This window comes from Ensifer sp. 22460 (genome assembly GCF_052044935.1).
Lineage (GTDB): Bacteria > Pseudomonadota > Alphaproteobacteria > Rhizobiales > Rhizobiaceae > Ensifer.
This window is the reverse complement of record NZ_JBQENZ010000011.1, coordinates 194,050-204,732: the sequence shown is the minus strand read 5'-3', so window position 1 is coordinate 204,732 and position 10,683 is coordinate 194,050. Positions and strand designations below refer to the sequence as shown.

Here is a 10,683-nt window from a genome sequence, read left to right as displayed (position 1 = left end):
TGCTTGCGGATCTTCATAGCCTGCTGCTCTCCTTCGGGGCTACCGAGATCAAGATACGCTACACGGGCGGCTCACTCATGAGCCTCGTCAACTATCTGAAGGGTATCGACGCCTTGACTGTGCTTCCGCACAGCGTCGTCTTCGCGCTACGCAACGAAAAATCGATCACAGCACTTCCGGTTTCCGTCCCGCACCCGGAACGTGCCCTTGGGCTTCTGAGACGTGCGACCTCGGCGCATACCCCGGCCATCGAAAAATTCTCGGAACATATCCGCCACAGCTTCGACCAGCTTCAGCATCTCATCCATCGACATGAACAGGCCGTGGTTTGGGGTGTTTAGCCGGATTGCGCCCATGCGAACCGGCAACCGCATTGCGGATCTGTGACGGGACGACCTCGATTGCGAGGACGGCGTAGGTTCGTTCGAGCGAATTCAAGTTCAATCCGTGGATCGAATGCAGGTCGGTATCCGCTTGACGCCGCGGGCGTCGTGAAACCGCTTAGGAGTTCAAGAAAGAGATTCCCGGCAAGTCCGATACGGCAGAAATCATCGCTTTCTCCATTTCTGCCGCGCAAGCACGTGATCGGTACGTGACCGTTTTTTCCTGTAGGCGTCTCCGACATCACGCGGGCACCATTTGCTCCTCGGGCGAAAGTCTCGGCGGCCAGTTTTGTTCAAGACGGTGTTTCAGAAACTGACATCAGTTCCGATGGCGCGGCGAGCGCAATGGAGACGACGACGGCGGTGGACCCGAACGCCCAGCTTCGTGGGCCCGACGATCCAGAAAATGCTCCCTCCGAGGCGGCCGAGTCCGGCTTGCGCGACATGGATCCACCCGGTTGGGGCCGTGGATGGTCCCCGGCCCATGACTGATGCCTGCAGGAAGGTCGTTTCCTGCGCGGCCCATCGTCTAGAGTGCGCGGCTTTCGTAGCCGGCGGCCCTCAAGGCGTCGGCGATCGGGCCCGCGCCGGCAACGGTCTCGACGCTGACTTCCCTGTTGCCGAGATCGACCTTGATCGTCGCCTGCGGGTCGACGCTCAGGATCGCTTTCTGGACGGCACCGGCGCAGTGGCCGCAGGTCATGTTGTCGATCTTGTAGGTCTGCATGCTTGTCTCCTTCGTTTCGGTGTGAGAGAAACATGGCGGTTCCCAGCGTTGGAAGGTCAAGAGGGCCTTTCAACATATTTTTTCGAGGGATTCCTCCGGGCCCTTTGTATGGTGGCGAACACGCGAAAGGCGCCGTTTCGGCGCCGACAAATGCTCCGAAAATTTTGAAAGTCTTTCCTCATCGATCCCGGGAATGGACGGCTAGCGGTCCGGCTTCGGAAGTCGCACAATCCCAAGGCTGTGCAAGAGGCATTCGCGTCGTCCGAAAGAGGGCGGACGATCGCCAGCCGGCGCGGAGCCCTAAATCGGTTTCGTGAAGCGATCGTCCCGGGACCTCCGGGCGTTCGAAATGCACTGGTCGGGAACTGGAGGAGACGGTTTCCCGGTCACTGTCGTTCGGCTGCGTCGTGGTGACGCCGCCAAGGGAGGAAATATGTTTGAACGACTATTCAAGCTGAAAGAGCATCAGACGACGGCGCGCACCGAGGTGATCGCCGGTATCACGACATTCCTGACGATGTCCTACATCATCTTCGTCAACCCCGACATCCTGTCGAGCACGGGCATGGATAGGGATGCCGTCTTCGTCGCAACCTGTATTGCCGCCGCACTCGGCTCCGCCGTTATGGCGCTCGTAGCCAACTGGCCGATCGGCATGGCGCCCGGCATGGGCCTCAACGCCTTTTTCGCCTTCACCGTCGTCGCGGCCCTCGGCTTCACCTGGCAACAGGCGCTTGGTGCGGTCTTCATTTCGGGCGTGATCTTCCTGATTCTCACCGTGACCGGTGTGCGAAGCTGGCTGATCGCCGGCATTCCGCATTCACTGAGAAGCGCGATTGCCACCGGTATCGGCCTCTTCCTCGGCATCATCGCCTTGAAGAACGCCGGCATCGTCGTTGACAATCCGGCAACGCTCGTGGGCCTCGGCGATCTCAAGCAGACCGGACCGCTGCTCGCCATCCTCGGCTTCTTCGTGATCGCCGTGCTCGATGCGCTGAAGGTTCGCGGCTCGATCCTGATCGGCATTCTCGTCGTCACCGTGCTATCGATGATCCTCGGCGTCAGCGAGTTCAAGGGGATCGTCTCGGCACCGCCGAGCATCGCGCCGACCTTCCTGCAGCTCGACATCATGGGCGCTCTGCATGGCGGCCTGCTGCATGTCATCCTCGTCTTCGTGCTCGTCGAAGTGTTCGACGCAACCGGCACCCTGATCGGTGTTGCCAAGCGCGCCAAGCTAGTCGAAGAGGGCAAGCCGAACCGTCTCGGCCGCGCGCTTTTGGCTGATAGCACCGCGATCGTCGCCGGCTCGCTGATCGGCACCAGCAGCACCACCGCCTATGTCGAAAGCGCCTCGGGCGTTCAGGCCGGCGGCCGCACCGGTCTGACCGCACTCACCATCTGCGTGCTCTTCCTGGCAGCGCTGTTCTTCTCGCCGCTTGCAGCTGCCGTTCCGTCCTATGCGACGGCTCCGGCTCTGCTCTATGTCGCCGGCCTGATGATGCGCGAACTGACCGAAGTCGACTGGGACGACCTGACGGAAGCGGCACCCGCTGCGCTCACGGCGCTCGCCATGCCCTTCACCTACTCGATCGCCAACGGCCTCGCCTTCGGCTTCGTGAGCTATGTCGTCTTGAAGGTCTGCACCGGCAAGTGGAACGTCATCCACCCGGCCACCCAGATCGTCGCCGCATTGTTCATCGTGCGCTTCGCGTTCTTCGCCGAGTAGCGAAATTTGGCCGGGGCATCGTCGCCTCGGCCAATGAGAACTTCCCCGTAAGTGCTGGCCGGAGCAACGAAAATGTTGCCCCGGCCTTTTTCTGATCTCAGTATTGTCCGGCCGGCAGATGCACCACCAGGCCATCCAGATCGGCCGAGACGGTGATCTGACAGCTCAGGCGGCTGCGCTCGTTCGGATTGACCACGCACTCGATCATGTCCTGTTCTTGAAAATCGGGCGCCGGCAATCGCTCGGCCCATTCGCCGTCGATGTAACAGTGACAGGTGCCGCAGGCGCAGGAGCCGCCGCATTCGGCGGCAATCGCGTCGATGCCGTTCTGCACCGCCGCGGACATCAGCGATTGGCCGACCTCCGCCTGCACTTCTTTGGTCGTGCCGTCCGCGTCGATGAAGACGATCTTGGGCATGGGTATTCTCCGGTTCTTAGAAGTCGGTTTCAGTGCGGGTCAGGCTTGCCGGATGGCAATCTTCAGCCCCTTGGGGCCGCGCACCGAAAGGCCGCGCTTGTATTCCGGTTCCCGGTCCACGAGTTCGATGGTCGGGAAGCGGCGAAGCAGGGTGCTGAAGATGATATCCATGTCGAGCCGCGCGAGGTGGTTGCCGAGACAGAAGTGCACGCCGCCGCCGAAGGCGAGGTGCCGGTTGGGCGTGCGTCCGATGTCGAAGGTGTCGGCGTTCTCGAATTGCTTGGGGTCGCGGTTGGCCGCACCGTAGAGCAGGCCGAACTTGGTGCCGCGCTCGAAGCGCCGGCCGCAGATCTCGACGTCCTCGACGCAATGGCGGTGGAAGAAGGGAAGCGGGGATTCGTACCGGAACATCTCCTGGACACCGGTCTGGATCAGGCCGGGTTCGTTCCTCAGCCGCGCCATCTGCTCGGGAAAGCGCAAGAGCGCATGCATGCCGCTGCCGAGCACGTCGATCGTCGAGCCGTGGCCCGCCATGAGGATCAGCATGCAGGTCGAGATGAATTCGTCGAAGTTCATTGCGCCGGAGCGCTCAGCCTCGATCAGCACCGATATGAGATCATCTTTCGGCGCGCGCTCGCGCTCGGCCTTCAATGCCGTCAGATACTCGTAGAACTCGATAGTGTTGTCTTCGGCGATCTGCTTGCGTGCGTCGGAGCGATCGACGTCGAAGAACTGCACGATGTTTTCCGACCAGATGCGCAGCTGCGGACAGTCCTCGTCCGGGACGCCGAGCAGGCGGCCGATGATATGACCGGGCACGTGGGCGGCGAGGTCGTCGACGAAATCGATCTCGCCGCGATCGGCAAGGCTGTCGATCAGGCGGTCGACATAGGCCTGGATCTGGTCGCGCAGCTTGGCGATCATGGCAGGCGTGAACAGCTTGAACACCTGCTTGCGCAGCCGGTCGTGCACGGCACCGTCGCTGTCGAGCAGGCTGAACTGCACGAAGCGCGCATGGTGCGGCATGTCGTGCCAATTGGCGGCGCGCTGTAGTTTCGCAAGCTCCTCGGTGGTCGCAATGTCCTCGAGCGAGCGCACCATGCGCTTGTCCATGACGATCGCCGAAACGTCCTCGAAGCGTGAGGCCAGCCAGATGTCGAAATCCGCGAAGAAATGCAGCCCTTCCTTCTCACGCAGGGCGCGGTAGGTCGGATAGGGATCGTGGGCGAAATCCGGGGACAGCGGCGCGAAGGTCAGCTTTGCGGCTTCGCCGTGCGGCGTGGCTTCGGTCATGGGCAATACTCCGTGCATCAAGCTGCATGATAGCGTCGCCACGGTCTCATTGGGAATGGTACGCTGTCGCAAGATGATGGACAAAACTCGCATTGACTGACAAAAAACGCGGATGCTGTCTGAAAACGAAGAGATCCATTTCCATACGCCGGCCAAATTTGCCGATGCGTTTCCCTATCTGGCGCTGGTGGCCGGAAGCCGGACCGCCCGTCCTGAGGAAGCGCCGATCCGCAAGCGGTTCCACCAGCATGTCTTTGTCTACACCACCGGCGGCCGCGGGCTGATAGAGGTGCGCGGTCAACGGTTCCTGGCCGAAACGGGCAATGTCGCCTGGCTCGATACCGCGCAGGCCTATGCGCACAGCTGCGCGCCCGACAGCGAAAACTGGCGCTATCTCTGGATGGGGATCGAGGGGCACGGTCTCGATGCGCTCTACCAGTTCCTGGGTGTCCAGCAGTCGCCATTGTTCGCGCCGAGGGATACGCAGACGGCACGCGCTGCCTTTGAGGCCGTGAGCGGGTTTCTTGCGGAACGCTCGCCTGCGACCGATGCCTTGGCGAGTGCGGCTATCTCCGGGCTGATCGTGGACATGATCGGTCCGCGTCTGACCGGCAGTGAGCCGGGCGAGGATGCATCGGGCGAGGATCGTTTGTTGGCTGTTCTTTCAGCGATGCGTGACGATCTCGCCCGCGCCTGGGCGATCGATGATCTCGCGGTCCTAGCGCGGCTTAGCCAGTCGCAACTCTTTCGCCGCTTTCGCGATATGGTGGGCACGACGCCGATGGACTGGCTGCGCCACGAGCGCATCAACCAGGCGAAGCGCCTGCTGGTCGGCCGCGATGTGAAGGTTTCCGCGGTGGCGGCGATATGCGGCTATCCCGATCCCTATCATTTCTCGCGCGATTTCCGCCGGGTGACGGGATACACGCCGACGAAGTTCCGTCGGGACGGCGGCTACTGATGTCGATTGATGGGCATCAGGAAAACAGTTGAGCCCTACGGTACGCCCCGTGACCCACGCACCGATGACCCGGTCAGTTGACCGGGCCATTCGTTCATTCATACAATCAGGAACGGCTCCTTGAAGAAGTGTTCCTCCAGATTGACGCCTTCGCCGCCGCGGTCGACAACCGCGAAATCCGAGACATCTTCGAGTGGTGTCAGGATGCCGTGCCAGACATTGCGGGCGATGTTCACGCCTTGGCCCGGTGTGGTCTTGAAGGCGATCGGTTCACTCGGGCCTTCGTCGGTTTCCCGGGAGACGACGACGAGGAACGGATTGTCGCTCAAGGGAATGAAAGCCTGGCTGCCGAGCGGATGTCGCTCGACCATGGTGAGCTTGAGCGGCAGCGGATAGGGTTCGCTGCGCACCAGGCTGATCATCGGCCGGGCCTTCTCGCCCGTCGTTTCGATCTTGGCGAGATCGTGATAGCGGGTGCATTTGCCGCCGTTGATGGGGAAATTGTGGGCGTTCTCCGTTTCGATTACGTCGCCGTAGGGCGCAAAGGCCTCCCGGGTCAGTGGCTGTATGACGATCTCCTTCATGCGACGCTCCTCCGTGCAATGTTGATCGATGGCAGCAATTCCGGGGAAAGCGCTTCCCTGGAACTTGCGGTTCAGGTCCGATCATTTCGTTTCCTCTGCGAAACGATCTAGGGGCTGCCGGCTTTCGCAATACGCCCGAAGACACGCAGCCGGCTGATGCCGCCATCGGGGAAGATGTTGAAACGCACATGGGTTACAGGGCCCGGCGCTTTGAACTCGTTTGCTCCGTAGGTGTGCAGGCTGTCGGCCGAGAGCTTCTGCTGCGGCAGAACCTCGCGCCAGAACATCGACGATGCGGTGATCGAGGCAGCCAGCTCGCACGTGGCTGCGCTGAGGTCGGCTGCCTGCAGCGAGCAGGCATCCGGGTAGTTTCCCTTGAAGTGGGCGGTGTCGACCACGATCCGCTCGACCGCACCGCGCGCGGCAAGTTTCACCACGATCCAGTCGTTGCCGGGCTCGCGCCGGCGGCGCGTCTCCCAGCCATCGCCCATGTTGATGCCGCGTCCGGGCGCAAGCAGCCGCTGGTGGCCGTAGTGCCCGTTCGAATACGCGATGATGCGGCCGCCGAGCAGCGACGAGGCGAGATCGACTGCCGTGTCGCCGATCGCCGCCCGGTCCAGGGCGGGCGTGCCGTAAACCTTGAGGCGGGCGATGCCGCCATCGGGATAGATGCGCAGGCGGACATGGCTCCAGACCGCTTCCGACCTGGCCTCGAAATGATGAAGCGCACTCGGCCCGAGCGGCCGCGCGCAGACAAGTTCCGTCCAGGCCGTGTGCTCATCCGGTCCATCGGGCGCCAGACAGGCGTCGATGGCGCAGGCGCTCGGATAGTTGCCGGTGAAATGCGCCGTATCGACCTCGAAGCCGCGGATACGACCGTTTGCGGCAAGCGCGATGATGGCATGATCGTTGCCGGGGCCGCGGCGACGCCGCGTCTCCCAGCCGTCCATCCACTTACCGTTCTCGTCATAGACACCGGGATGATAGACCGGCGGCGCGTCCTGAAGCATGCGCTCGAGCGGCGCGAAGAACTCGTCGGTTGCGAAGACCGGCCGCGCGCCGAGAGCGGCGGAGGCGAGGTTGATCGCGTTAAGCGCGAATTCGGGCGGGCTCACGCCGTCGGTCGTCATCGCGAGGCCCTCAGCTCGGCAACATGTCCTTGAGGCGCAGATAGGCGATCCGCTCCACCTGCCGGCACGCCGTCTCGAACTCCGTCTCGCGATCGTTTTCAACCCGGCTTTCGAAGGCAGCAAGGATTTCGCCCTTGGTGCGTCCCTTGACCGCCAGGATGAACGGGAAGCCGAACTTCTCGACATAGGCTGTGTTGAGCGTGGTGAAGCGCTCGCGCTCCGCGTCGGTCAGCGCATCGAGTCCCGCGGAAGCCTGCTCGTTGGTCGAGCTTTCGGTGAGGCGTTTCGCCTGCGCCAGCTTGCCGGCGAGATCCGGATGGGCGATCAGAACGGCAAGCCGCTCCTCGGCGGAGGCTTCGCGGAAGACGGCGGAGAGTGCGGCTGTAAGACCGAGCGCCGTGTCGTTGGCGGGTGAAAGCTCGCCCTGGACGGCGCGCTTAGCGATCCACTTCGAATGTTCGAAGACGCCGCCGAATTTGGTGACAAAGGCCTCTTCGCTAAGCCGCGACGGGCGATCGTCCCAGGCCTTGAACGGATAGGTCTCTGTCCAGTAGCGAGCGATGTCGACGCGCTTTGCAAGCCAGACCTTTTCATGGCTCTGCACATAGTCGAGGAAACGGGCCAGTGCTGCGGCGCGGCCGGGACGGCCGACGAGGCGGCAGTGCAGCCCGATGCTCAGCATCTTCGGCGCACCGGCGGTGCCTTCGGCATAGAGCACGTCGAAGCTATCCTTGAGGTAGCTGAAGAACTGGTCGCCGCTGTTGAAGCCTTGTGGCGTGGCAAAACGCATATCGTTGCTGTCGAGCGTATAGGGGATGACGAGCTGATGGCGCCCGGCATGCTCATGCCAGTAGGGCAGATCGTCCGCATAGGCGTCGGAAACATAGTCGAAGCCACCAGCTTCGGTGACGAGATCGAGCGTGTTGTCGGAGCAGCGGCCGGTGTACCAGCCGCGCGGTCGCTCGCCGGTAACGATCGTGTGCAGCCGGATCGCCTCGGCGATCTCCTGGCGCTCGCGCTCCGGCGAAAAATCCTTGTGCTCGATCCACTTGAGGCCGTGCGAGGCGATTTCCCAGCCGGCATCCTGCATGGCGGCGACCTGTTCCGGCGAGCGCTTCAGCGCGGTGGCGACGCCATAAACGGTCGCCGGCACGCCGCGTTCGGTGAACATGCGGTGCAGCCGCCAGAATCCGGCCCGCGCGCCATATTCGTAGATCGATTCCATGTTCCAGTGGCGCTGGCCCTGCCAGGCCTGCGCGCCGACGATTTCCGACAGGAATGCTTCGGAGGCCGCGTCGCCATGCAGCACGCAGTTCTCTCCGCCTTCCTCGTAGTTGATGACGAATTGTAGGGCTATGCGCGCGCCGTCGGGCCATGTGATCTTGAAGTTCGGGCCGTGGCCGTGAAGATCGCGGGGATATCTCATCAAAGCAGCTCCTCCAGACATTTTCGTCTCTGCAGCAAATTTCTAGCCGCATTTGTTTCGAGCCATTCCCCCCAAAAATTTTGAAAGTCTCGAATGATCCGCTCGCTACCAAGCGGGCCGGAATGCCGGAATACTGCGAGGTGGAAAGCTGACTTCGGGAGGAGCGAAAAGAATGCAATCTCATGGTGGAAACGCCGGTCGCCTGACGACGCACGTGTTGGATACGGCAAGCGGCAAGCCGGCCGAGGGGCTGCGCATCGAGCTCTACCGGGTCGATGGCGATCGCCAGACGCACATCAAATCGGTCAAGACCAACGACGACGGCCGCTGCGACGAGCCGCTGCTCAGCGGCGAGCGCATGGAGACGGGCACCTACGAGCTGCATTTCCACGCCGGCAACTATCTCGGCGGTCAGAGCAAGCGCGGCGAGAACCCGTTCCTCGACGTGATCCCGATCCGCTTCGGCATCGATAACCAGGGTGCGCACTACCACGTGCCGCTGCTGCTTTCGCCCTATGGCTACTCCACCTACCGCGGGAGCTGAGTGATGACGATCCAGATCCGCAACACCATTCGTTTCCTCTTGAACCACCGCCTGGTTGAGCTAGCGGACGTCTCACCGGTCGAGACCCTGTTAGATTTCCTGCGCATCGACCGCAATCTGAAGGGCACCAAGGAAGGCTGCGCCGAGGGCGACTGCGGCGCCTGCACGGTGCTCGTCGGCCGCCTGCTCGACGGCAAGCTCAAATACGAGTCGGTCAATGCCTGCATCCGCTTCGTCGGCTCGCTCGATGGCTGTCATATCGTCACGGTGGATTCTTTGGCACAGCCAGTCGGTCCGCTGCACCCGGTGCAGCAGGCGATGGTTGATACCCATGCCTCGCAGTGCGGCTTCTGCACGCCGGGCTTCGTGATGTCGCTCTATGGCCTTTGGATGGAAAACCCGAAGCCGTCCATCGCCGAAATCGAAAAGGCGCTTCAGGGCAATCTTTGTCGCTGCACCGGCTATGCCGCGATTATCCGCGCCGCCGAAGCGATCTCGACGGTCGGCGACGTCGGCAAGGATCCGCTGGTCGCCGAACGCGATCGGATCGCCAAAGAATTGGCTGCCCTGCAGGATGGCCGCCGCGTCGAGATCGGCACTGAGTTGGAGCGCTTCATCCTGCCGGGTTCGGTCGATGATTTCGCCGCCGTGTTCGAAGCCAACCCCAAGGCGACGATCGTCGCCGGTTCGACCGATGTCGGGCTCTGGGTGACGAAGTTCATGCGCGACATCTCGCCGGTCATTCACCTGACCCACCTTGAAGAGTTGCGCCGCATCACAGTCGATGCGGATGGCGTCACCCTTGGCGCCGGTGTGAGCTATGCCGAGGCCTATCCTGTCATCGTCGAGCATTTCCCGCAGTTGACGGAGCTGTGGGACCGTATCGGCGGCCAACAGGTGCGCAACATGGGCACCGTCGGCGGCAACATCGCAAACGGCTCGCCGATCGGTGATACGCCGCCGGCGCTGATCGCGCTCGGCGCGTCGATCACGCTGCGCAAGGGCGCGCGCCGTCGCACCGTCGCGCTTGAAGATTTCTTCATCGCCTATGGCAAGCAGGACCGCGAGCCCGGCGAGTTCGTCGAAAGCGTGCGCATCCCGTTTGTTTCCGAAAATGCCCGTGTCGCCGTCTACAAAGTGACGAAGCGTCTGGACGAGGACATCACTGCCGTTTGCGGCGGCTTCAACATCGCATTCGACACCGGTCGGGTTACCGACGCGATCATTGCCTTCGGCGGCATGGCCGGGACGCCGAAGCGAGCCTCCAATGTCGAGGCCGCACTCAAGGGCGCGGAGTGGAACGAGGACACGATCGAGCGCGCGGTAGCGGCGTTTGACGAGGATTTCACGCCGCTCACCGACTGGCGTGCCTCGGCCGAGTACCGCCAGCTGGTGGCGAAGAACCTGCTTCGCCGCTTCTATCTCGAAACGCAGTCGAGCGGCCAGATCCGCCTCGATCGCACCATTGCTGTCGCGGTTTAAGGGAGGAAG

The 10,683-nt window shown here is 62.5% G+C and carries 10 protein-coding genes and 1 pseudogene; 5 read left to right on the top strand and 6 right to left on the bottom strand.

Going from position 1 to position 10,683, the window contains the following annotated elements:
* Window positions 1–341 (top strand): annotated as a pseudogene (locus ACTJKM_RS16315) (LysR family transcriptional regulator); the annotation flags it as partial.
* A 571-nt stretch (window positions 342–912) separates the two neighbouring features.
* Here the strand turns inward: ACTJKM_RS16315 and ACTJKM_RS16310 are convergent.
* The gene (locus tag ACTJKM_RS16310; RefSeq protein WP_058325980.1) at window positions 913–1,110 is read right to left on the bottom strand and encodes a heavy-metal-associated domain-containing protein; all 198 of its coding nucleotides are present in this window, start codon (window positions 1,108–1,110) and stop codon (window positions 913–915) included.
* 433 nt (window positions 1,111–1,543) lie between these two features.
* Here ACTJKM_RS16310 and ACTJKM_RS16305 point away from each other — a divergent pair, with 433 nt between their 5' ends.
* On the top strand, window positions 1,544–2,836 hold the full coding sequence (locus tag ACTJKM_RS16305; protein WP_113511524.1) for an NCS2 family permease: 1,293 nt from the start codon (window positions 1,544–1,546) through the stop codon (window positions 2,834–2,836).
* A 97-nt stretch (window positions 2,837–2,933) separates the two neighbouring features.
* On the opposite strand, the gene ACTJKM_RS16300 is transcribed toward ACTJKM_RS16305, so the two are convergent.
* Both ACTJKM_RS16300 and ACTJKM_RS16295 read right to left on the bottom strand, forming a co-directional pair.
* The gene (locus ACTJKM_RS16300) at window positions 2,934–3,254 is read right to left on the bottom strand and encodes a 2Fe-2S iron-sulfur cluster-binding protein (RefSeq protein WP_093232756.1); all 321 of its coding nucleotides are present in this window, start codon (window positions 3,252–3,254) and stop codon (window positions 2,934–2,936) included.
* A gap of 39 nt (window positions 3,255–3,293) precedes the next feature.
* Window positions 3,294–4,547: a cytochrome P450 gene (locus ACTJKM_RS16295; protein WP_058325982.1), complete on the bottom strand. Its 1,254-nt coding sequence runs from the start codon at window positions 4,545–4,547 to the stop codon at window positions 3,294–3,296.
* 112 nt (window positions 4,548–4,659) lie between these two features.
* Here ACTJKM_RS16295 and ACTJKM_RS16290 point away from each other — a divergent pair, with 112 nt between their 5' ends.
* The gene (locus tag ACTJKM_RS16290; RefSeq protein ID WP_082663409.1) at window positions 4,660–5,508 is read left to right on the top strand and encodes a helix-turn-helix transcriptional regulator; all 849 of its coding nucleotides are present in this window, start codon (window positions 4,660–4,662) and stop codon (window positions 5,506–5,508) included.
* A 98-nt stretch (window positions 5,509–5,606) separates the two neighbouring features.
* On the opposite strand, the gene ACTJKM_RS16285 is transcribed toward ACTJKM_RS16290, so the two are convergent.
* The 3 genes from ACTJKM_RS16285 to puuE form a co-directional block, all read right to left on the bottom strand.
* Window positions 5,607–6,092, bottom strand: a complete 486-nt coding sequence (locus tag ACTJKM_RS16285; protein ID WP_058325983.1) for an ureidoglycolate lyase — start codon at window positions 6,090–6,092, stop codon at window positions 5,607–5,609.
* Between the two features lie 107 nt (window positions 6,093–6,199).
* Window positions 6,200–7,222, bottom strand: coding sequence for an allantoicase (gene alc, locus ACTJKM_RS16280; protein WP_058325984.1), 1,023 nt, complete (start codon window positions 7,220–7,222; stop codon window positions 6,200–6,202).
* Between the two features lie 10 nt (window positions 7,223–7,232).
* Window positions 7,233–8,648 carry an allantoinase PuuE gene (puuE, locus tag ACTJKM_RS16275; protein ID WP_058325985.1) on the bottom strand — a complete coding sequence of 472 codons (1,416 nt, stop codon included), beginning with the start codon at window positions 8,646–8,648 and terminating at the stop codon, window positions 7,233–7,235.
* A gap of 172 nt (window positions 8,649–8,820) precedes the next feature.
* Here puuE and uraH point away from each other — a divergent pair, with 172 nt between their 5' ends.
* Both uraH and xdhA read left to right on the top strand, forming a co-directional pair.
* Complete coding sequence (uraH, locus tag ACTJKM_RS16270) at window positions 8,821–9,192, top strand: hydroxyisourate hydrolase (RefSeq protein WP_440660624.1); 372 nt, start codon at window positions 8,821–8,823, stop codon at window positions 9,190–9,192.
* A gap of 3 nt (window positions 9,193–9,195) precedes the next feature.
* The gene (xdhA, locus tag ACTJKM_RS16265) at window positions 9,196–10,674 is read left to right on the top strand and encodes a xanthine dehydrogenase small subunit (protein WP_113511526.1); all 1,479 of its coding nucleotides are present in this window, start codon (window positions 9,196–9,198) and stop codon (window positions 10,672–10,674) included.
* The last annotated feature ends 9 nt before the right edge of the window (window positions 10,675–10,683 follow it).